This window comes from Streptomyces caniscabiei, from assembly GCF_014930365.1.
Lineage (GTDB): Bacteria > Actinomycetota > Actinomycetes > Streptomycetales > Streptomycetaceae > Streptomyces > Streptomyces caniscabiei.
Map to the genome: position 1 here is coordinate 31,418 of NZ_JABXWI010000035.1, position 20,896 is coordinate 52,313.

Genomic DNA, 20,896 nt, shown 5'->3' on the forward strand with positions numbered 1-20,896 from the left:
AGCGGGGAAGCTCCTGAGGCCCCTGTATGCGTCTCTCAGGCCGTTCGGCTCGCCGACGTGGCCGTCCGCCGGCCCCGGGAACCCCCTGACAGCCGCGCGCCGCCCTGTTCCTGCGTGGTAGACACTTCCAGGCCGTGCCGCACCAGGGATTTCGCGGTGCGTACCACGACGTCCAGCGAGCCCTGGCGGGGATTCCACCACTCGGTCGCCCAGTTCAGGGCGCCCAGGACCAGCATCCGGGCGACTCGGGGTTCGAGGTCGGCGCGGAGTTCACCCGCCTTCTGGGCGTCTTGGACGAGCGTGCGCCAGATGTCTCCGTACTTGCCCTCCTCGGCGAGCTGCCGGGTGCGGATGTCCTCGGGGACCTGGCCCGCGTTGCGGATCGCGGCGGTGGCGAAGTCGGAGATGGCCAGCTGAAAGCGCAGGTGTTCCTCCACGGCGGTGTCGATGCGGTCCATGGGGGTGGTGTCCGGCGGGAGCGCTTCGAGCGCCTCCGCCACATGCTCCCTCAGGCGGGCCACACCGACCCACATGACCTCTTCGATCAGTACTTCCCGGGAGGAGAAGTAGTAGTAGATGGCGGGAGCCTGGATCTCCGCCTGCTCCGCCACGTCACTCAGCCGTGTTCCGGCGTAGCCCTTGCGGCTGAGGACGTGGGCCGCCGCGTCCAGGATGCGTTCGCGTGTGCGCGCCGACTTGGAGTCGGACGGATCGGCCGGCGGCTTACCCGCGGATTTTCTAGGCACGGGTCAACTATAGGTCGTCGACCAGCCGCCGGACGGCCTCCACTGTGCCGGCCGGGTCCGGCCCCACCGGGTCCAGGTTCAGGGTCGTCACGCCGGCCTCCCGGTACGCGTGGATCCGTTCCGCCACCAGACCCGGCGGACCGATCAGCGTGGTCCGGGCCAGCCACTCCCGGGGGACCGCGGCCTCGGCCTCCTTCTTCTTGCCGTCCAGATAGAGGTCCTGGATGAGCTCGGCCTCGGCCTCGAAGCCGTATCGGCGGGCCAGGTCGTTGTAGAAGTTCTTGTCGCGGGAGCCCATACCGCCGATGTACCGGGCGGCCGTGGGCCGTTCCAGGTCGAGCAGGTCGTCGACCGGGAGGTTCTCCCCGACGGCGACCGGGCCGCCGGCGACGATGTCGAGCGGTGGCAGTTCGGGGGAGCGGCGTGCGGTTCCCGCGGCGAGCGCGGGCCCGAAGACCTCCGCCGCCTTGTCCGGCATGAAGAACAACGGAAGCCAGCCGTCCGCCACTTCGGCCGTCGCGGTCACCGAGCGTTCCATCAGTGAGGCCCAGTAGACGGGGATGTCGGCGCGGTACGGATGGTTGATCAGCCGCAGCGGCTTGCCGAGCCCGGTTCCGCGGTCCGCGGGCAGGGGCAGTTGGTAGACCCTGCCGTCATGGGTGAGGGGTTCCTGGCGCCGCCACGTCTTCCGGCAGATCTCGATCGTCTCGGTGATCCGCCGCATCGGCCGGTCGAACGGCACCCCGTGGAAGCCTTCGACGACCTGCGGCCCGGAAGCGCCGAGACCGAGGGCGAAACGGCCCCGGGAGAGGCTGTCCGCGGCGGCGGCACTCATGGCCAGGAGGGTGGGGGTGCGACTGAAGACGTTGACGATGCCGGTGCCGATCCGGATCCGTTCGGTTGTCGCGGCGAGATAGCCGACGAGGGTCATGGCGTCGAAACCGTAGGCCTCGGGGACCCACACCAGGTCCAGGCCCGCGGACTCCAGGTCGCGCACGAGGCCGGCGGTGGCCACCGGATCGCCGGTGTACTTGGACAGCAGCATCGAGAGTTTCACGTGGTCCTCCGGTCGGTCGTGGACTGCGGTGGCCGGTTCACGCCAGACCGCCTCTGTCGACCAGCTGGGCGGCGATGACGTTGCGCTGGATCTCGTTGGTGCCCTCGCCGACGATCATCAGGGGGGCGTCGCGGAAGTAGCGCTCGACGTCGTACTCGGTGGAGTAGCCGTACCCCCCGTGGATCCGGACCGCGTCGAGCGCGATCTCCATGGCGGTCTCGGAGGCGAACAGCTTGGCCATGCCCGCCTCCATGTCGCACCGGTCCCCGGAGTCGTGGCGTTCCGCGGCGTACAGCACCAGCTGTCGTGCCGCGACGAGCTTCGTGGCCATGTCGGCGAGACGGTGGCCGACCGCCTGGTGCCGCCAGATCGGCTTGCCGAAGCTCTCGCGCTCTTGGGCGTAACGCAGGGCGTCGTCCAGGGCCGCCTGACCGACACCGAGTGCCCGCGCGGCGACCTGGATACGGCCCGTCTCCAGGCCCTTCATCATCTGTGCGAACCCGTGTCCTTCGACGCCGCCCAGGAGCGCGTCGCCCGGCGCCCGGTAGCCGTCGAAGGAGAGTTCGCAGCTCTCGACGCCCTTGTAGCCCAGCTTGGGCAGGTCGCGGGAGACGGTGAGGCCGGGGCCGTGCTCGACGAGCAGGATGCTGATGCCCTTGTGGCGGGGCGAGGCGTCGGGGTCCGTCTTGCACAGCAGTGCGATGAGTCCGGAGCGGCGGGCGTTGCTGATCCAGGTCTTGGCGCCGGAGACGACGTAGTCGCCGTCCGGCCGCCGACGGGCGACGGTGCCCATGGCCTGGAGATCGGAGCCGCCGCCCGGCTCGGTGAGCGCCATCGTGGCCCGCAGTTCCCCCGTCGCCATCTTCGGCAGGTAGCGGCTCTTCTGCTCCTCGGTGCCGAAGGCGAGGAGGAGCTTGGCGACGACCGTGTGGCCGCCCATCGCCCCGGCCAGGCTCATCCAGCCGCGGGCCAGCTGTTCGGTCACGCCGACATAGCAGGACGTGGACACCGGCGCCCCGCCGTAGGACTCCGGGACGGCCAGGCCGTAGATCCCGAGCGCCTTCATCTGCTCGATCAGTTTCTCGGGATACTCGTTGGCGTGCTCCAGCTCCCGCACCACGGGCCGCACATCCCGGTCGACGAACTCCCGGACGACATCGACGACGTCCTGTTCCTCCTCGGACAGGGTGGGCATAGAGGTCTCCTCACTCGGCTACCGGACTCGCGTCGCTCGATTATAGTCTAATTTAGATTAGATAATGAGGGAGAGGGGACGAGGTGACCGCGAATATTTCGGCGGGTGCGCTCAGGGCACGTCTGTCGGTACCCGGCTCGGACGAGCACAAGATGGCGAAGGCCCTCGCGTCGGAAGCGGACGAGATCGTGCTCGACCTCGAGGACGCGGTCGCGGCCACGGCCAAGGCGGACGCACGGGAACGCGTCACCGCCTGGCTGGCCCGTGCGCCGGAGGCCGGTCCGTGGATCGCGGTCCGGGTGAACGCGCCCCGGACACCGTGGTGTCACGAGGACGTCGTCGCGTGTGCGCGGCAGGGCACGCGGGTGTCCGTGGTGCTGCCCAAGGTCGAGTCGGCCGGTGACCTCGCCTTCGTGGACCGGCTGCTGGCGGGCGCGGAGGCAGCCGTCAACCGCGTCGACCCGGTCCCCGTACAGGCACTGATCGAGACGGCGGCGGGACTGGCCAACCTGCGCGAGATCGTGACGGCGACGCCCCGGCTGACCACCCTGATCATCGGCTACGCCGACCTGGCCGCGTCGCTCGGGCGAGCCGCCGACGCGCCGGCGGAAACCTGGCTGCGCACGCAGGACGAGATCCTGACAGCGGCTCGCGGGGCAGGCCTCGCCGCCGTGGACGGTCCGTATCTCGGGGTGGCCGCCGACGAGGAGTTCGCCGGGCAGGTGCGCCGTGCCGCGCGCCTCGGCTTCGACGGCAAATGGGTCATCCATCCCCGTCAGATCGCCCAGGTCAACGAGGCGTTCACACCGTCGCCCGATGAGGTGGCGAGGGCCCGGACGGTGCTGACCGCCCTGGAGCGGGGGCACGCGCGCGCCGAGGGCGCCGTCGTCGTGGACGGACACATGGTCGACGAGGCCGTGGCGGTCGCCGCACGCCGGATACTCGCCCGCGTGGGAAGGGCGACAGCGTGAGCACCGCTCCTGAAGGCGAGTCATCGACGGCCGAGGAAGAGAGGGGCACGGGAGTGAGTGCGGCGATCCCGAAGGAGACGGCACGTACGGCCGAGGGGCCGTACTTCGACGAACTCGCCGTGGGGCAGGTGTTCGGCGGGGCGCCCGGGGTGACCCTGACCTCCGGTCACGCCGCCACCCACCAGTCGATCGTGGGGGACCGGCTCGCGCTCCCGCTGGACGAGGAACTGAGCCGCGCCGTGACGGGCCAGGCCACCCTCGCCCATCCCGCCCTGGTCTGGGACGTGGCGATCGGCCAGTCCACGCTGGCCACCCATCATGTGAAAGCCAATCTCTTCTACCGTGGCCTGGTCCTGCGCCGCACGCCGCTCATCGGCGACACGCTGCGTACCTCCACGGAGGTCGTCGCCCTGCGTCGCAACAAGGCGCGTCCCGGGCGCCGTCCCACTGGTCTGGCCGCCCTGCGCATCACCACCACCGACCAGCACGATCGCCCGGTACTGGATTTCTGGCGGTGCGCCATGCTGCCCCTGCGGGACCCGGAAGCCGGTACCCACCACGCGGCCGACCTCGACGCCGTGGGTGCCGAACCCGACGACGCGGGGCTAGCCGCGGTGGTGCGGGGATGGCGACTCGACCGGTTCGCTCGGCGGGTGGCCGGACCCCGGTTCGCTGATCTGGCCGAGGGCATGGTCTGGGAGGTCGGCGGCGGGGACGTCGTGTCGGGCGCTCCCGAGTTGGCCCGGCTCACGCTCAACGTGGCCATGGTGCACCACGACCGGCATGCCGCGGGCGGGCGGCGGCTCGTCTACGGCGGCCACACGATCGGCGTGGCCCTCGCGCAGGCCGCCCGAGCCCTGCCCTCCATCGTCACCGTGGCGGGTTGGCACAGCTGCGACCACCTGGGTCCCGTCCATGAGGGCGACACCCTGTACAGCACGGTGGCCGTGGAGCGCCTGCGGTCGCTGGGCGAACACGGCGGGCTGGCGCACCTGCGCTCGCAGGTCCGCGCCGTCGGCGGCGACGAGCCCGCCCGCTCCGTCCTGGACTGGCGCTATGCGGTCGTGCTCGCATGAGGAGCACCGTCACGCGGCCGACGTGAACCGCCGGACCCCGTCGACGCGTTGCGGGCTGACCGCTCCCAGCTGGGCCAGGACATCCAGGTGGGCGTCGATCTCCAGCACCGCGGTCATCCGGTGAACCGGCGGAAGTTCGTCGAGCCCGCTCCGTCGACGGGTCCACGGCAGGGCGCGGGCCACCTCGTGGGCCGTGTCCGCGCCGGCCGCGACCTGCCGGAGGACCTCGTCCAGCCGCTCCTCGTGATGCGCGATCAGCTGGTCCACCCGGGTGTGGACGCTCCTGGTCACGGGGCCGTGGGCGGGCAGGAGCAGCGCGTCCGGCAGCTGTCGGGTCAAGCGCAGGGAGGCGAGATAGGACCGTAGCGGGTAGCGCTCAGGCGAGCGTTCGAAGCCCAGCGACGGTGTGATGTGCGGCAGCACGTGGTCACCGGAGAACAGCAGGCCGTCGGTCGGGTCCCCGACCACGACATGCCCCCGCGTGTGGCCGGGCGTGGCCCGTATGTCCAGGCGGCGGTGTGCGAGATCGATCCGCTCACCGTCCCTCAGCCACTCGTCCGGAGGCCCGAACGGCATGTCCCGGTCGCTCTGTTCGACCTGTACGGCGGCGATCAGGGCTGCCAGCTCGGGGGCGCCGCACTCACGCAGCAGCTCTACCTGGCGGGGCCACACCCCGTCCTCCAGATCGAAGCCCTCGATCGTGTGGCGCTCTTCCCAGCCGACCCGGACCCGGCTGCCGATCGACTCACGCAACGCCAGGGCCTGGGTGTAGTGGTCCCAGTGGGCGTGGGTCACGATGATCTGCCCGATGTCGTCCAGGCGGTGTCCGAGGCTCTGCACCGCTTCGGTCAGTGCCTTCTCGGTGTCGGGCCCGGCCCAGCCCGAGTCGATCAGCAGCAGGCCGTCGTCGTCCTCGATCAGATAGACGTTGACCGCCGCCAGCCCGTCCACCGGCAGGGTCAGAGGGATGCGGTACACGTGGTCCACCACGGGGTGGGCTCCGGGTTCGGTCCAGTCGTCGGGTTGTTCGAGCAGTGGGGGCGCCAAAGTATGCTCCTGCAAGCTGACGGCGGATGGTTTTTATCTATCGTATATTAAAATTCGCAGGTGGGTCAGGGCGCCGGCCGGCCGGGTGGTTAGCGGCGCGCCGGAGTGGGCGTGGCGGGACCGGTCATCGTGGCACGGAGCGCCGTGCCGCTCCCTTGGTTGCCGTCCTCTTCAGCTCGTGCAGCGCCCACGAGAGCACTTCCGGGTCGCGGAGTGACTCGGCCTGCTCGAACCCGATCAGCAGGTACATGCCGAGCGTGGCGAGTCGGTCGGCCTCTTCCGGGTCGACCAGGGCGGCGAACGCCTTCCGGACGAAGCTGTGCCGCTCCAGGTCGACGCTCTCCTGGATCCGGTGGACCGCCGGGTCGATCGTGCTCCACGCCCGGATCGCGGCTTCCGCGCCGTGCGGGAGTTCCATGGCCGCGTCGATGAGGACCTGGAGCTGGTCCAGCGGGTCCGGTTCGCGTCGGGCCAGCTCGACGAGCCGGTGGGTGCGCTCCCGGTGCCAGTGGTCCAGCAGTGCCTCCGTGAAGGCGCCCCAGTTCGCGAAGTGGTGATAGAAGGCGCCTGTCGTCACGCCCATCCGTTCGCACAGGGGGGCGAGCTTGAGTCCGCCGTAGCCCTGTGTGGCGAGGATGGCGAGCGCGCAGTCGAAGTAGCGGGCGGCATCCTTGTGTGCGGGCATGCGCGGACTCCTGGTCGGGGGTGTGGGAAGTCATGGTAGGCGCCCCGCCCGTATGAGTTCGGTGCCGAGCTCTAGTCGCCATAAGAAGACTTATGTTACGTTCCCGAAACGCACCCCCTTTCGAGACCGCGGCACTTGAGGTGCTGCCCGTCGGGGACCCGTTTGGGTGTGGAATCTAATCAAATTTATATTTGAATCGCTCATCGGATTCGGGCGATCTTCCTCGCGGACGTCAGGAGGAACCGTGGGATTCAGGGACGCGGACGAGGTCAGGAAGTACATCGGTGGCATCTTCGAGGCGGCGTTCGCCGACGCGGAGATCGGGCCCAAGCTCCGGGACACCGCAATGGTGCTGCAGTTCGCCTTCACCGAGCCGGACACGGTCGTGGAAGTGGACACGACGGCGGGCACCGTCGGGGACGGCACCGGCGGTGCGCCCCCGCAGGCCGTCATGAGAATGGCGGCCGACGTCGGCAACGCCTACTGGCAGGGCAAGGTCAACCTCCCGCTGGCGATGGCCAAGAGCAGGATCAAGGTCGAGGGCAACGTGGCGAGCCTGCTCAAGCTGGCACCGCTGGGCAAGAAGCTCTTCCCCCTCTACGTCGACAGCCTGCGCGGCGACGGCCGGGACGACCTCGTCCTCTGAGCCCGCCCGGGCCCGCCACCCCACCCCCGGAGGAAACATGGCCATCCAGCCCACCGAAACCGCGCCACGGGCGTACGACCCCGTCAGCATCTCCCCGTTGTCCTTCTGGGCCGGCACCTGGGAGGAACGGGAGAAGGCGTTCCGCACGCTCCGCGACGAGCGTCCGGTCAGCTGGCACCCGCCCCTCGAAGGCGCCCTGATGCCCCCGGAGAACGACGGCGTGTGGGCCGTCACCCGGCACGAGCACATCGCCGAGGTCAGCAAGAACCCGGAGATCTACTGCTCGGCACGCGGAGTGATGGTCGAGGAGATCCCCGAGGACATCCTTGAGGCGGCGTCGTCGTTCCTCGCCATGGACGCTCCACGCCACTTCCAGCTCAGGCGCCTGGTGAGCTCGGCGTTCACGCCCAGGCAGGTCGCGAGGATCCACGACCAGATCAGGCGCCAGGCCACGACGATCGTCGACGACCTCCTGACCACGCGGGAGGGCGACTTCGTCAGCCAGGTCTCCAAGCGGCTGCCCATGTGGACCGTCTACGAGATGATGGGCCTCCCCGAGGACCAGCGCGAACTGGCCGCCCATCACGCCGACGGCATGGTCTCCTGGGCGGACGAGGACGTCGCCGCAGGGCGCGAACCGGGCGAGGTGCTCAACGAGGCCCTGGTCACCCTGTTGCAGATCGGCCTGGAGCATGCCGAACGCCGCCGGGCGGAGCCGAAGGACGACCTGTGGACCAGCCTGGTCCAGGCCGAGGTGGACGGCCGGCGGCTGACCGACGACGAGATCGCCGCCTACTTCGTGCTGCTGTCCGTCGCCGGCAACGACACCACCCGCAACACGATCAGTGTGACCGCCCGCGCCCTTCAGGACTTCCCCGACCAGAAGGCACTGCTGCTGGAGGACTTCGGGGGCCGGATCGCCCCGGCCGTCGAGGAGTTCGTCCGGTACGTCACCCCCGTCCAGACCTTCCGCCGTACCGCCACCCGCGACACCGTGCTGGGCGGGCAGGAGATCAGGGAGGGCGACTGGGTCCTGATGATGTACGCGTCCGGGAACCGGGACGAGCGCGTCTTCAAGGACCCGCACCTCCTCGACATCCTGAGGCCGGCCAACAACCACCTGGCCTTCGGCGGCGGCGGTCCGCACTACTGCATGGGCAACTTCCTGGCGAAGATGCAGCTCACCGAGATCTTCGACCAGCTGCTGCACCGTGCGCCGACCCTTCGGGTGGGCGAGCCCGTGTACCTCGCCGGCAACTTCGTGCGTGCCGTCAAGAGCATGCCGTACACCCTCTGAGCGCGTTGAGAGGCAGTCAGATGTCGCAGTTCGCGGGAAAGCGTTACCTCGTCACCGGAGCCGCCTCCGGCATCGGTCACGAGGTCGCGGAGAAGCTGGTCGCCGCCGGCGCGGAGGTGTACAGCCTCGACCGTAACCAGCCCACGGCGAAGGTCCATGTCCACATCGAGGTCGATCTCTCCGGCCCCGCCTCCATCGACGAGGCGGTCGGCCGGCTCGACGGCACCTTCGACGGGCTGCTCAACATCGCGGGCATCCCCGGCACGGCTCCGGGCGACACCGTGTTCGCCGTGAACTTCCTGGCCGTACGGCACCTGACGGAGTCGCTGCTGGAGCGGCTGACGCCGGGTGGCTGTGTCGTGATCGTGTCGTCGACCGCCGGCTTCGGCTGGCAGGAGCGACTCGGGGCCATCAGGGAACTGCTGGCCACCGACACCTTCGAAGAAGGCGCGCGATGGTTCGCCGACCACCCCCAGCAGGGCAACGCCTACAACTTCTCCAAGGAGGCGACGACCGTCTACACGATGGCGATGGCACTCGCCCTGGGAGAGATGGGCCTGCGTATCAACGCCGTACTGCCGGGGCCGGTCGAGACGCCCATCCTGGCCGACTTCGAGCAGTCGATGGGCAAGGACCAGCTCGACGGTGTGAAGGCGCTGCTCGGCCGGCACGCCACACCGGACGACATCGCCGGTGCCGCGCTGTTCCTGCTGACGGACCAGGCCCGCTGGATCAACGGTCACCCACTGACCGTCGATGGCGGCATCACCGCCTCGGTCCTCTCCGGCAACGTCCCGGCGCCCCAGGTCTGAGGGGCGGACGGACATGGCCACCTCACCGAGCACCGAGGCCGCCCAGGAGGCGGCCGGACTCGACGCACTGATGGCGACCCTGCGGTCGGTCCACGCCGACGGCCGCACCCGGAGCCCGGAATGGCGCAAGCGGCAGCTCGACGGCATCGCACGGCTCGTGGCGGAACGCGAGACGGAGATCGCCGAAGCCCTGGCCATCGACCTCGGGCGCGGCGCCGCCGAGTCCTGGCTGGGCGACATCACCTCCACCCGGGGAGAGGCGCTCTACGCACGTCGGCATCTGCGCTCGTGGATGAAGCGGAAGCGACAGCGCATGCCGCTGAGCCAGCAGCCGGCGTCGGGCTGGGTGCAGTACGAGCCGCTCGGGGTCGTGCTGGTCATCGGGCCCTGGAACTACCCGGTGTACCTCAGCCTGGGCCCGCTGGTCGCGGCGGTGGCGGCGGGCAACTGCGCCGTGCTCAAGCCGTCCGAGCTGGCCCCGGCCACCTCCGCGCTGCTGGCGCGGCTGGTTCCGCGGTACCTGGACCCGGAGGCGGTCAAGGTGGTCGAGGGCGACGCCATGGTGACCCAGGACCTGCTCGCCCTGGGCTTCGACCATGTGCTGTTCACCGGCGGAACCGAGATCGGCAAGAAGATCATGGCTGGAGCGGCTCCGACGCTGACCCCGGTGACCCTCGAACTCGGCGGAAAAAGCCCGGCGATCGTCCTGGCCGACGCCGACCTCGACGTCGCCGCGCGCCGCATCGCGTGGGTCAAGCTGATGAACTCGGGACAGACCTGCATCGCACCGGACTACGTGCTCGTGGAGCGTACGGTCCGGGATGCTCTGGTCGACCGCGTCGTCGCGTCCATGAAGGCCTTCCGTGCCGACCAGGACGGCGGGATGCGCATCGTCAACGAGCGTCAGTTCGACCGGATCGCCGGTTACCTCGACGCCACCGAAGGCTCGGTCGTGGCCGGGGGCGGCACCGACCGCGCCGCGCTGACCGTCGAGCCCACGGTCGTCGTGGACCCGGCCCCCGACGAACCCCTCATGACCGACGAGATCTTCGGACCCGTCCTGCCCGTGCTGACCGTCGACTCGCCCGACGAGGCCATACGCTTCGTCACCCGTCGCCCCAAGCCGCTGGCCCTGTACGTCTTCACCAGAGTCAGGGCGGCACGCACCCGGCTCGTCGACGAGATCCCCGCCGGCGGCGCCGTCGTCAACCACGTCGCGATGCACTGCCTCGTCCCCTCCCTCCCGTTCGGCGGGGTCGGCGCCAGCGGTATCGGCGCCTACCACGGGGAGTGGGGCTTCCAGCGGCTCAGCCACCGCAAGGCCGTACTGGCCAAGACCTTCAGACCCGACCCCCGCGTGATGTACCCGCCGTACACCGAGAAGGCGCTGAGCATGATGCGCCGGATCCTCTGACCCGCGGTCGGACCGACACCCAAGTGAGGACGCCATGCCCAACCCAGCGCCAGACTCACCCATGTGGTACCCCGGAGCGCACCGGGGGGACAAGGAGACCAAGCCGGCGGTCGTCATGGCGGACACCGGCGAGGTCCTCACCTACGGCGAGCTCGACGACGCCGCCAACAGGATCGCGCGCGTGTTCGGGAGCCGCGGGCTCGCCCCGGGCGACCACGTGGCGATCTGCGCGGAGAACCGTGTCGACTACCTGGAGGTGGTGTGGGGCGCGCACTACGCGGGCCTCTACTACACGCTGATCAGCACCCACCTCGCCCCGGACGAGGTGGCGCACATCGTCAGGGACTGCGAGGCCGGCGCCGTGGTCCTCTCCGCGACGACCGCGGCAGTCCACCTCGATGCGGTACGGGCGGCGGTCCCCGGCGTCGCCGTTCTGACCCTCGACGCAACGCCTTACGACGGGGCCGAGGAACTGTCCGTCCTCAAGAGCGGCCAGCCCGCCGAACCGCTCCCGGGCGCGGTCGAGGGCTCCGAGATGCTGTACTCCTCCGGTACGACGGGCAGGCCCAAGGGCATCAGGCCGACCTCGGTCGGCGCCCCGCTCGGCACCACGCCCCCGATCCCCGCACCGGCCCTGTCCATGTTCCAGGTCGACGAGGACACCGTGTACCTCTCCCCGGCCCCGCTCTACCACGCGGCGCCGGCCAGATGGACCCGCAGCGTCACGGCCGTCGGCGGGACCGTGGTCCTCCTGCGGAAGTTCGACGCCGCCCTGGCCCTGGAGTCGATCGCGAAGCACCATGTCACGCACAGCCAGTGGGTGCCCACCATGTTCACCCGTCTGCTCCGGCTGCCCGAGGAGGTACGGCGCGGGTACGACCCGTCCTCCCACCGAATCGCCATTCACGCGGCGGCGCCGTGCCCGCCGCAGGTGAAGCAGGCCATGATCGACTGGTGGGGGCCGATTCTCGTCGAGTACTACGGGGGTTCCGAAGGGCATGGCATGACCGTGTGCACCACCCCGGAGTGGCTGGAGCACCCGGGCGCCGTCGGCCGGGCGGTGGTCGGCCGGGTGCACATCGTCGGCGCGGGCGGAGAGGAACTCGGCCCCGGCCAGGAGGGTGTCGTCTACTTCTCCGGCGGGCCGCCGTTCGAGTACTACAAGGACCCGGACAAGACCAGGTCGGCACAGCTGCCCGGCGGTCTGGCCACCATGGGCGACATCGGCAGGCTGGACGAGGACGGCTACCTCCATCTCACCGACCGGCTCAGCAACATGATCATCAGCGGCGGGGTGAACATCTACCCCCAGGAGATCGAGAGCCTGCTGGCGAGCCACCCCGACGTCGAGGACGTCGCGGTGATCGGCGTGCCGGACGAGGAGTTCGGCGAACAGGTCAAGGCCGTCGTCACACGGGTGCCGGGCCCCGACTCCGACGAGGCCGTAGCCGCACGGCTCATCGCGTACTGCCGCGACCGCGCGGGGCACGTGAAGTGCCCGCGCTCGGTGGACTTCCGCGCGGAACTGCCCCGGCACCCCAACGGCAAGCTCCTGAAGCGCCTGCTGAAGGACGAGTACTGGGCGGGTCAGGCCACCCGACTGGTCTGACCCGCGCGCAGCCGTCTTTTACCGAGGGGCCCACCCGCCGGAGCCTCCTACAGCATGGGCCGGAAGCCGCCTGCGGTCACCTGCATCCATGTTTTCTAATCTACCCAAGATTCAAATCTACTGCCGGGAAAGGCCCGCCGCCTGTGACCACCGAAGCCTTTGTCTACGATGCGATCCGCACGCCGCGAGGCCGCGGCAAGAACACCGGCGCACTGCACGGCACCAAACCGGTCTCCCTGGTCGTCGGGCTGATCGACGCCCTGCGCAAGCGCAACCCGACTCTGGACCTCGACCGTCTCAGCGACCTCGTCCTCGGCGTCGTCACGCCGGTGGGGGACCAGGGCGGCGACATCGCGCGCACCGCCGCCCTCGTGGCCGGACTGCCGGACACCGTGACCGGCGTCCAGCTCAACCGCTTCTGCGGCTCCGGCCTGGAGGCGGTCAACACCGCGGCGCAGAAGATCCGCTCCGGATGGGACGACCTGTTCCTCGCGGGCGGTGTGGAGTCCATGTCGCGGGTATCGATGGGCTCGGACGGCGGAGCCCTCGCGGCCGACCCGGCCACCGCCTACGACCTGGGATTCGTGCCGCAGGGCGTCGCCGCCGACCTCCTCGCCACCATGGAGGGCTTCACCCGCGCGGATCTCGACCGGTACGCGGCGGGCTCGCACGAGCGAGCGGCACGGGCCTGGCAGGAGGGCCGGTTCGCGGGCTCCGTGATCCCGGTGACCGACCAGAACGGCCTGGTCGTGCTCGACCGCGACGAACACCTGCGGCCCGAGACCACCGCGGAGAGCCTGGGCCTGCTGCCGCCCGCGTTTGCCAAGGTGGGCGAGGCCGGCGGATTCGACGCGGTCGCCCTGCAGAAGTACCACCACGTGGAGTCCGTCGACCACCGGCACACGGCCGGCAACTCCTCCGGCGTCGTGGACGGAGCGGCCCTGCTGCTCCTCGGCTCCGCGCAGGCTGGACACGACCTCGGGCTCACGCCCCGGGCCCGGATCACCGGCGCCGCGACCTCCGGGGCGGATCCCACGATCATGCTGACCGGCCCGATCCCGGCCACTCGCAGGCTGCTCGCCCGCGCCGGGCTGACGGTCGACGACATCGACCTGTTCGAGATGAACGAGGCCTTCGCCTCCGCGGTCCTGAAGTACGCGAGGGACCTGGGCGTGCCATTGGAGAAGCTCAACGTCAACGGCGGCGCCATCGCCCTGGGACACCCCCTCGGCGCGACCGGCGCCATGCTCGTGGGCACCGCCCTCGACGAGTTGGAACGCCGTGGCGCCCGGCGGGCCGTGATCACCCTGTGCGTCGCCGGCGGCATGGGCGTGGCGACCCTCGTCGAACGCATCTGACGCCGTCCAACACGTCGTAGGGAAGAGGAAGACAAGAAATGAGCGAGCAGGACACCATTCACTGGTCCCGTGACGAGGACGGCGTCGTCGTACTGACTCTGGACGCCCCGGGCCAGTCGGCCAACACCATGAACGCCGCCTACGTCGCGTCCATGGGCCGGGCCGTCGACCGGCTGGAAGCGGAGCGCGACACCATCACCGGAGTCGTGGTCACCTCCGCCAAGAAGACCTTCTTCGCCGGTGGCGACCTGCACGACATCATGGCCGCACGCTCCGAGGACGCGCGGTCGGTCCTCGACACCGCCACCCGGGTCAAGGACCAGCTGCGCAGGCTGGAACGGCTGGGCAGGCCCGTGGTCGCCGCCATCAACGGCAGCGCCCTCGGCGGCGGCCTCGAGATCGCCCTGGCCTGTCACCACCGGATTGCCGCGGACACCCCGGGCTGCCGGATCGGGCTGCCCGAGGTCACTCTCGGCCTGCTGCCCGGCGGTGGTGGCATCGTCCGCACGGTCCGCATGCTCGGCGTTCAGGACGCGCTGCTCAAAGTGCTGCTCCAGGGGCAGAAGCACCGACCGCAGGCGGCAGTGGCCATCGGCCTGGTGGACGAGGTCGTCGACACGGCTGCGGAACTCCTGCCCCGGGCCAAGGCGTGGCTCCGGGCGAACCCGGAGCCGGTGCAGCCCTGGGACACCAAGGGACACCGCATCCCGGGCGGCACCCCGTCCACCCCCTCCTTCGCCGCCGTCCTGCCCGCCCTCCCCGCGAATCTGCGCAAGCAGCTCAAGGGCGCACCGGTCCCCGCACCGCGGGCCATCCTGTCGGCGGCGGTCGAGGGCGCGCAGGTGGACTTCGACACCGCGCTGCGTATCGAGTCGCGCTACTTCGTGGAGCTGGCGACCGGACAGACCGCCAAGAACATGATCCAGGCGTTCTTCTACGACCTCCAGCACATCCAGTCCGGCGGCTCCCGGCCCGATGGCCACGCGAAGTCGGTCGCACACAAGGTCGGTGTCCTCGGCGCGGGCATGATGGGGGCGGGCATCGCCCACGTCTGCGCCCTGGCCGGACTGGAGGTCGTCCTCAAAGACGTGTCGGCCGAGGCCGCGGAGAAGGGCAGGGACCATTCGGCAGGGCTCCTTGCCAAGGCGGTACAGCGGGGCCGGATGACCCAGGCGGACGCCGACACCGTCCTGGCAAGGATCACGGCCACCGCACTCCCCTCGGACCTGACCGGCTGCGACGTCGTGATCGAGGCGGTGTTCGAGAGCCAGGAACTCAAGCACAAGGTCTTCGCCGAGATCGAGGAGATCGTGGCCCCCGACGCGCTGCTCGGCTCCAACACCTCCACCCTGCCGATCACCGGGCTGGCCGAAGGTGTCGAACGCCAGGCGGACTTCATCGGGCTGCACTTCTTCTCGCCGGTCGAGCGGATGCCGTTGCTGGAGATCATCCGGGGCGAGCGGACCAGCGGCGCCACCTTGGCCCGGGCGATCGACCTCGCGGGCCAGATCGGCAAGACTCCGATCGTGGTCAACGACAGCCGGGGATTCTTCACCAGCCGGGTGATCGGGGCGTTCGTCAACGAGGCCGTGAGCATGGTGGGGGAGGGGCTGCCGCCCGCCTCCATCGAGCAGGCGGGCGCTCAGGCCGGGTATCCCGCGCCGCCTCTGCAACTGGTGGACGAACTCTCGTTGACCCTCTGGCTCAAGGTCCGGGAGGAGACGATCGAGGCCCTGGAGAAGGAGGGGCGGGACGCGCCCGTCTTCGGCGCGGACGACGTCGTGCGCCGCATGGTGAGGGACTTCAACCGCGGAGGCAGGACAGCGGGGGCCGGCTTCTACGAATACGCCGAGGGCGGGCGCCTTCGGCTGTGGCCCGGTCTGGCGGAGCACTTCGGCTCCGGTCGGCACCGGATCTCCTTCGAGGACATGCGGGAAAGGATGCTGTTCGCCGAGGTATTGGAGGCTGTGCGGTGTTTCGACGAAGGGGTGATCCTCTCCGAAGCGGACGCCAACATCGGGTCTCTTCTGGGCATAGGTTTCCCGGCCTGGACCGGGGGCGTCGTGCAGTACGCCAAGGGCTACCCGGGAGGTGTGGCGGGCTTCGTGACGCGTGCCCGTGAACTGGCTGACCGCTACGGTGAGCGCTTCCTCCCGACGCCGTCCCTGGTCGCAAGGGCCGACGCGTCCGGCGACCGTGCCTGAAACGACAGCGGAACGGTTCGACTTGAGGCTGCCTGACCCGGCCGCCGTCCTGCGGTCGGCCGGACCTACCGGAGCGAGGTCGTGAGCCGCGGCTACGTGCTCGGCGGACAGAGGAGGACGGCGATCAGCCGCGGGCGTCGGCGTCGAAGACCGATGCCCGCGGGAGGCGGCGGAGCGGGGCAGCGGGATCTTCTGCGCGAGCTTGTCGCCCTCGACGTCCAGGTCGGGCAACAGACGGTCCAGCCAGGCGGGGATCCACCAGGACAGCGCCGCACGCCCCCTCGCGCGAGTACCTCGGTCGGGACCGCGAAACGTTCGGTTCTGTCACGTATTCGGTGGTAGCGAAGGGGGACGGTCGTCGTTGCCATCGTGTGCGCGATGTCAATGAGCTTGTGGGCGCGGTGTTTTCGGGCCTATCGGCCCTCGTAGTCGAGGGCGTGACGGACGAGTGTGAGGTGTCGATCTCAGAGAAGCCTCGCGGCTCAGCGCCTCCACCTCTGCCAGGGTTGTTGTCGACATGATGACGCGAGCCAACTCCTTGCGGTTCAACGCCTCGTCCAAGTCGACCTGGTGGACCGTCGGGCTCTCGCTGGTGAGGGGGATGGGGAGTCCGGCATCTCGGACTTCGCACGTGCCGCGTACGACTCGGGCGGCTGCCGCGAGCATGCCTGTTGCCTCTGAGGGGTGCCATTCCAGGACTGAGCTGATCGGTTCCGCGTCCTCGGCAGTGAAGGCGTGGACGAGTGGGCTCTTCAGCGTCGGTTCGTCGCCTCGGGCCAACACGTCGCCGCCGACGTCCAGGACATCGATTGAGGTCGGCCGCAAGTAGGCGACCAGTTCTTAGAGTTGGCGCGTGACGCCCTCGGCTCTTCCCCGGGTCGATCAGGGCGAAGGTGCGGGGGAGTTCTGCCGCTAGGACCTGTTCTGACCTCCTCCCTCCTCGTGTCCGACGGGTACCAGGTGACGGGCCACTCCGGCGACAATTCACCGGCACCGCCTGGACGTTCACCTCGAACCTCCCGACCTCCGGGGGACCGGCAACAACGACGTCATCGCCTTGCTGAAGGTGACGTTTAGGTCCGACAAGTCCTAGGCCTGGCTACGGCGGGTTCTTCCGGGCTCTGGCACAGAGTGCGCCACGGACACAGGAGGAGTCATGTAGGCAGCTCGGGGTGTAGGCGTACTGCGCGGAGATGCGCGCGAGGGCGCGGCCGCACGCCGTGCCGGGCGGTGCGGTGACCCAGGGGCGGTCGGCGAGTTCCCTGACCGAGCGGGGCGTCGGTGACCAGTCGGCCGGGGTGACCACGCGGTACGCGTCGTCGGCGACCGGCGCGGACGCCAGGTCGCGCCACTGCTCGTGCGGATCGGGATCGTCGCCGGCGTACTCGACGACCAGGCTGAGGCCCGCCGTGAACTCGCCGAGCTGACCGGCCGTTCGACCGGGCCGGTGACAACCTGACCGGCAAGCCGGTCAGCCGCCCCAGGACGCCTGTGGCTTCGTCGTGCTGCCCCGGCGCTGGGGCGTCGAGGTCGCTCGCGTGGATGATGCACGCACAACGCCATGCCCGGGACTACGAACGGCTCATCCAGTACTGAGACCCTGGTCGTCTGGGCCGTCATCACCCTCATGGCCAGGCGTCTCGCACGGAAGGGGGCCACCCCCAGCTGGCCAAGGAAACCCTCATCGGCCACGAGCGCCTGGCAGGCGTGGTCACCGTTCCCCGGTCAAGCGGATCCCCGCAGCCCGTGCTCCATCTGCTCTCTAGGCGGAGGCGGCAGCCACGAAGAACGGAATGGCGATGAGGAAGCGGTCGGCCTCGGCGCGTCGGTGCTGTTCGGCAAGCCACTCATCGGCCTGGTCACGGCCGACGGCACCGCTCATGCAGGCAGACTCGGCGAGCCCGGTGAGCAGCGACAGCATCGCGGGATCGGTGAACACGCTGGTGTGCACCTCGACGGTGACGTCGTTGAAGCCGCCGTCCAGGAGCAGGTTGCGGTACTGGCGGGCGGCGCGGGGCGTGCCCAGGAGGTCGGCGCGGGCGTGCACGATCGTGCGGGTGAGCGCGGCATCATCAGAGTCGACCATGATGGCGTCCCAGTCCTGCCCGACCAGGACGATCCTGCCGCCCGGGCAGAGGACGCGCCGCGCTTCCGCCACCGCGCGCCATGGCTCCTGAAGTGCGTGGAAGACCTTGTCGGCACGGTAGCCGCGCACACTTCCGTCGGCGAACGGCAGGTCCTCCGCCCCCGCCTCCCGGAACTCGGCCGCCGGCCACCGTTTCCGGGCCGCGGACAGCATCCACGGATCGGGATCCACGCCCACCGCGTTAACGCCACGCTCGGCCAGCTCGGCGACGGCCCGCCCGGCACCGCAGCCGACGTCCACGACGGACGAGCCCGGGACAAGAGACAGCAGCTCGTAGGAGCGGGCCCGCAGCAGGCTGGCGCTCGGCATCTGGTCCATCGCGTCGAGGAGGGCCAGCATGGCCTCGGTGCCGCGGTGCTTTTCCGCGAAAGGAGTCGTCACAGCCGTGGCCACCTGCCTTTCCTTGTCAGTCATGGTTCGGTCAACCCTTCGAGTTCTGGGTGGTTGGAGGGGGTCAGCTGTTCAGGAAGCCCAGGATGTGGTCGGCGACCGCCTTGGGCTGTTCGAGGTTCGGGAAGTGCCCTGTGCCGGGTATGACGATGCGTTCGAAGCCGTTCGTGAAGAGGTCGTCCATGCCGTTGCTCACCTCCACGGAAAAGCAGTTGTCGTCGGCCCCGGGGTGAGCTCAGGACGGTTGTGTACTGAACGGTAAGGAACCTGGGGTCGCCTGTGCCGGTTGTGGTCCCGGTTGCACGGGGGCGTCCGCCACGTGGGTGAGCGGGACGTCAGGCTTACGCTCGCGCAGGAGGGCGACCATCGGACCGGTCGCCGATCGTCGATGCCCGGCGGGAGTCCGTACCGCTGCCCGCATCCGCGGGGATGACACCCAAGCTCTACGAGGGCACCGCGGCGGAGCACTGGCACGAATTCCGGCGAGGCCGGCCGTGCCCTTGTCAGTGGTGGCGTGGGCGGGGCAGGAGTGCGAACGCGCTTTCCGCGATCGAGGTGAGGCGGTCGGGACTGTGGCCGTATGCGCCGACGACGTCGCTGCCGCGGATGACGGTCAGCAGGAGGTAGGCGAGGTCGTCGGGGTCCGCGTCGGGGTCGATGTCGCCGTTGCGCTGCGCCGCTTGCACACACTCGGCCACGGCCGCCCGGACTACGGAGAAGCAGTCGTGGGCCAGGCGTTGTACCTCGGGGTCGGAGGCGCCGATCTCCAGGGCCATCTTGGCGGCGAAGCAGGCCGCCGCCGTCCGGTCGGGGGCGGGGGGCACGTCGGGGGCGAGTGGCACCCCGTGGACGGCGCGGAGCAGGTAGGCGTGCAGGCGTTCCAGGGCGCCCTCGTCCGGTCCGGCGAGCGCCTTCCGCGGACCCTGCCCCAGCCGGGCGAAGTAGCCGGTCATCGCCTGCATCAGCACGCCGCGCTTGCCGTCGAACGCGGCATAGAGGCTGCCGCGGCCCAGGCCGGTCGCGGCGCTGATGTCGTCGACGCTCGTGCCGTTGTAGCCCGAGGTGCGGAACTGCCGCTCGGCGGCATGCATGACGTGGTCGGGGTCGAAGCTTCGTGGTCTGGCCATGCATCGAAGGTACGACCGACCCACCCTTCTTGACAACCCAGTACAGAACCATTAGGTTCCTTACCGTTCAGTCCACAACGATCCCGAGCTTGGCCGGACCGGCTTGGTCCGGGCTTGCAGGACCGGTGGGAACTGTGTCGACCTGAGTCCAGGCGACCCCGCGCAGGGCACGACGAAGTCGTTCCCGCAACCGAAGGAACCACCATGCAGACAGCTTCCCCAGTGGCCCTCGTGACGGGCGCGTCCTCCGGGATCGGGCGGGCGGCGGCGCTCGCCCTCGTGGGTGCCGGCTTCGCGGTGGTCGGCACGAGCCGCAATGCGGCGAACGCCAAGCCGATCGCCGGGGTGACGTTCCTCGATCTCGACGTGGCCAGCGACGAGTCGGTCCGCTCCCTGGTCGAGGAGGTGATCGAGCGGTTCGGCCGGATCGACGTCCTGGTCAACAACGCAGGCGTGGGCGCGGTCGGCGCCGGCGAGGAGAGCTCGATCGACCAGGCCAAGGAGGTCTTCGACGTCAATGTCTTCGGTCTGATGCGGATGACGAACGCGGTGCTGCCCCAGATGCGCGCCCAGCGCCGTGGCCGCGTGGTCAACGTCTCCTCGATGCTCGGTCGGATCCCAGCCCCCTTCATGGCCGTCTACGCCGCCACCAAGCATGCGGTCGAGGGCTACGCCGAGTCCGTCGACCACGAGCTTCGTGAGCACGGCGTGCGGATGCTGCTGGTCGAGCCGACCTACACACGCACGGGTTTCGAGGCGAGCAGCATGGCACCCGACTCGCCCGTGCCGGTCTACGCCGCGCAGCGGGAGGTCGCCCGAGATGTGCTGGCCACGGCCGTGCGCAGCGCCGACGACCCGGACGTTGTCGCGAAGGTGATCGTCGCGGCGGCCACCGATTCCAAGCCCAAGCTCCGGTACCCCGCGGGCCCGATGGCCAAGCGCGTCAGCCTCCTGCGCCGGTTCGTGCCCTCGCGCGCCTTCGACAGAGAAATCCGCAAGCTCAACCGACTGGCCGGCTGACACCCATGGAATTTGAACACGTCACCTTCGACCTGCCACACGGCACCTTTCACGCGCTGCAGGGTGGTGATCCCGATGGTCAGCCGACGGTGGTCC

General features: G+C 69.8%; 18 protein-coding genes and 2 pseudogenes. 11 read left to right on the forward strand and 9 right to left on the reverse strand.

Translation table 11 applies throughout. The annotated features are described in order from the left end of the window. Positions 1–35 precede the first annotated feature (35 nt). The 3 genes from HW837_RS46570 to HW837_RS46580 are packed head-to-tail and all read right to left on the reverse strand — an operon-like array spanning position 36 to position 2,998. On the reverse strand, positions 36–746 hold the full coding sequence (locus HW837_RS46570) for a TetR/AcrR family transcriptional regulator (protein WP_193382093.1): 711 nt from the start codon (positions 744–746) through the stop codon (positions 36–38). Between the two features lie 7 nt (positions 747–753). Next, positions 754–1,803: an LLM class F420-dependent oxidoreductase gene (locus HW837_RS46575; RefSeq protein ID WP_045557814.1), complete on the reverse strand. Its 1,050-nt coding sequence runs from the start codon at positions 1,801–1,803 to the stop codon at positions 754–756. Positions 1,804–1,840: 37 nt separating this feature from the next. Beyond that, complete coding sequence (locus HW837_RS46580) at positions 1,841–2,998, reverse strand: acyl-CoA dehydrogenase family protein (RefSeq protein WP_045557813.1); 1,158 nt, start codon at positions 2,996–2,998, stop codon at positions 1,841–1,843. A gap of 83 nt (positions 2,999–3,081) precedes the next feature. Here HW837_RS46580 and HW837_RS46585 point away from each other — a divergent pair, with 83 nt between their 5' ends. Both HW837_RS46585 and HW837_RS46590 read left to right on the forward strand, forming a co-directional pair. Then, positions 3,082–3,969 carry an HpcH/HpaI aldolase/citrate lyase family protein gene (locus tag HW837_RS46585; RefSeq protein ID WP_196790402.1) on the forward strand — a complete coding sequence of 296 codons (888 nt, stop codon included), beginning with the start codon at positions 3,082–3,084 and terminating at the stop codon, positions 3,967–3,969. Positions 3,970–4,022: 53 nt separating this feature from the next. After that, positions 4,023–5,045: a MaoC family dehydratase gene (locus tag HW837_RS46590; protein WP_196790401.1), complete on the forward strand. Its 1,023-nt coding sequence runs from the start codon at positions 4,023–4,025 to the stop codon at positions 5,043–5,045. A 9-nt stretch (positions 5,046–5,054) separates the two neighbouring features. Here HW837_RS46590 and HW837_RS46595 read toward each other — a convergent pair whose 3' ends face one another. Further along, complete coding sequence (locus HW837_RS46595; protein WP_193382092.1) at positions 5,055–6,092, reverse strand: MBL fold metallo-hydrolase; 1,038 nt, start codon at positions 6,090–6,092, stop codon at positions 5,055–5,057. A 124-nt stretch (positions 6,093–6,216) separates the two neighbouring features. Further along, positions 6,217–6,777: a TetR/AcrR family transcriptional regulator gene (locus HW837_RS46600; protein WP_045557810.1), complete on the reverse strand. Its 561-nt coding sequence runs from the start codon at positions 6,775–6,777 to the stop codon at positions 6,217–6,219. A gap of 244 nt (positions 6,778–7,021) precedes the next feature. Here HW837_RS46600 and HW837_RS46605 point away from each other — a divergent pair, with 244 nt between their 5' ends. The 7 genes from HW837_RS46605 (at position 7,022) to HW837_RS46635 (ending at position 16,117) form a co-directional block, all read left to right on the forward strand. Continuing rightward, entirely contained in the window at positions 7,022–7,423 is a 402-nt protein-coding gene (locus HW837_RS46605) for an SCP2 sterol-binding domain-containing protein (protein ID WP_045557809.1), read from the forward strand. Positions 7,424–7,460: 37 nt separating this feature from the next. Further along, positions 7,461–8,720, forward strand: a complete 1,260-nt coding sequence (locus HW837_RS46610; protein ID WP_093792394.1) for a cytochrome P450 — start codon at positions 7,461–7,463, stop codon at positions 8,718–8,720. A 20-nt stretch (positions 8,721–8,740) separates the two neighbouring features. Beyond that, entirely contained in the window at positions 8,741–9,532 is a 792-nt protein-coding gene (locus tag HW837_RS46615) for a coniferyl-alcohol dehydrogenase (RefSeq protein WP_045557807.1), read from the forward strand. A gap of 13 nt (positions 9,533–9,545) precedes the next feature. Then, positions 9,546–10,946, forward strand: a complete 1,401-nt coding sequence (locus HW837_RS46620) for an aldehyde dehydrogenase family protein (RefSeq protein WP_193382091.1) — start codon at positions 9,546–9,548, stop codon at positions 10,944–10,946. Positions 10,947–11,007: 61 nt separating this feature from the next. Further along, on the forward strand, positions 11,008–12,555 hold the full coding sequence (locus HW837_RS46625; RefSeq protein ID WP_193382090.1) for an acyl-CoA synthetase: 1,548 nt from the start codon (positions 11,008–11,010) through the stop codon (positions 12,553–12,555). A 143-nt stretch (positions 12,556–12,698) separates the two neighbouring features. Beyond that, positions 12,699–13,913, forward strand: coding sequence for an acetyl-CoA C-acetyltransferase (locus HW837_RS46630; protein WP_045557804.1), 1,215 nt, complete (start codon positions 12,699–12,701; stop codon positions 13,911–13,913). Positions 13,914–13,951: 38 nt separating this feature from the next. Beyond that, positions 13,952–16,117: a 3-hydroxyacyl-CoA dehydrogenase NAD-binding domain-containing protein gene (locus HW837_RS46635; RefSeq protein WP_193382089.1), complete on the forward strand. Its 2,166-nt coding sequence runs from the start codon at positions 13,952–13,954 to the stop codon at positions 16,115–16,117. Positions 16,118–16,591: 474 nt separating this feature from the next. Here HW837_RS46635 and HW837_RS46640 read toward each other — a convergent pair. Further along, positions 16,592–17,123: pseudogene (locus tag HW837_RS46640) on the reverse strand (DUF1152 domain-containing protein); the annotation flags it as partial. A gap of 446 nt (positions 17,124–17,569) precedes the next feature. Between HW837_RS46640 and HW837_RS49460 the strand changes: the two are divergent. Beyond that, positions 17,570–17,816, forward strand: a pseudogene (locus HW837_RS49460) (IS5-like element IS4811 family transposase); the annotation flags it as partial. 63 nt (positions 17,817–17,879) lie between these two features. On the opposite strand, the gene HW837_RS46645 reads toward HW837_RS49460, so the two are convergent. From HW837_RS46645 to HW837_RS46655, 3 genes are all read right to left on the reverse strand, one after another. Beyond that, positions 17,880–18,602: a methyltransferase domain-containing protein gene (locus tag HW837_RS46645; protein ID WP_045558033.1), complete on the reverse strand. Its 723-nt coding sequence runs from the start codon at positions 18,600–18,602 to the stop codon at positions 17,880–17,882. Between the two features lie 115 nt (positions 18,603–18,717). Continuing rightward, on the reverse strand, positions 18,718–18,837 hold the full coding sequence (locus HW837_RS46650; protein WP_177262143.1) for an alpha/beta fold hydrolase: 120 nt from the start codon (positions 18,835–18,837) through the stop codon (positions 18,718–18,720). A gap of 319 nt (positions 18,838–19,156) precedes the next feature. Next, positions 19,157–19,780 (reverse strand): TetR/AcrR family transcriptional regulator, encoded by a 624-nt coding sequence (locus HW837_RS46655; RefSeq protein WP_193382088.1) that lies wholly within the window; start codon positions 19,778–19,780, stop codon positions 19,157–19,159. Between the two features lie 204 nt (positions 19,781–19,984). Between HW837_RS46655 and HW837_RS46660 the strand changes: the two genes are divergently transcribed. Continuing rightward, the gene (locus tag HW837_RS46660; protein WP_193382984.1) at positions 19,985–20,800 is read left to right on the forward strand and encodes an oxidoreductase; all 816 of its coding nucleotides are present in this window, start codon (positions 19,985–19,987) and stop codon (positions 20,798–20,800) included. The last annotated feature ends 96 nt before the right edge of the window (positions 20,801–20,896 follow it).

Coding starts and splice junctions, on each gene's coding strand:
- HW837_RS46615 (WP_045557807.1), top strand. CDS start 8,741: ATGTCGCAGTTCGCGGGAAAGCGTTACCTCGTCACCGGAGCCGCCTCC.
- HW837_RS46580 (WP_045557813.1), bottom strand. CDS start 2,998: ATGCCCACCCTGTCCGAGGAGGAACAGGACGTCGTCGATGTCGTCCGG.
- HW837_RS46635 (WP_193382089.1), top strand. CDS start 13,952: ATGAGCGAGCAGGACACCATTCACTGGTCCCGTGACGAGGACGGCGTC.
- HW837_RS46625 (WP_193382090.1), top strand. CDS start 11,008: ATGTGGTACCCCGGAGCGCACCGGGGGGACAAGGAGACCAAGCCGGCG.
- HW837_RS46620 (WP_193382091.1), top strand. CDS start 9,546: ATGGCCACCTCACCGAGCACCGAGGCCGCCCAGGAGGCGGCCGGACTC.
- HW837_RS46650 (WP_177262143.1), bottom strand. CDS start 18,837: ATGGACGACCTCTTCACGAACGGCTTCGAACGCATCGTCATACCCGGC.
- HW837_RS46600 (WP_045557810.1), bottom strand. CDS start 6,777: ATGCCCGCACACAAGGATGCCGCCCGCTACTTCGACTGCGCGCTCGCC.
- HW837_RS46645 (WP_045558033.1), bottom strand. CDS start 18,602: ATGCTGGCCCTCCTCGACGCGATGGACCAGATGCCGAGCGCCAGCCTG.
- HW837_RS46655 (WP_193382088.1), bottom strand. CDS start 19,780: ATGGCCAGACCACGAAGCTTCGACCCCGACCACGTCATGCATGCCGCC.
- HW837_RS46660 (WP_193382984.1), top strand. CDS start 19,985: ATGCAGACAGCTTCCCCAGTGGCCCTCGTGACGGGCGCGTCCTCCGGG.
- HW837_RS46610 (WP_093792394.1), top strand. CDS start 7,461: ATGGCCATCCAGCCCACCGAAACCGCGCCACGGGCGTACGACCCCGTC.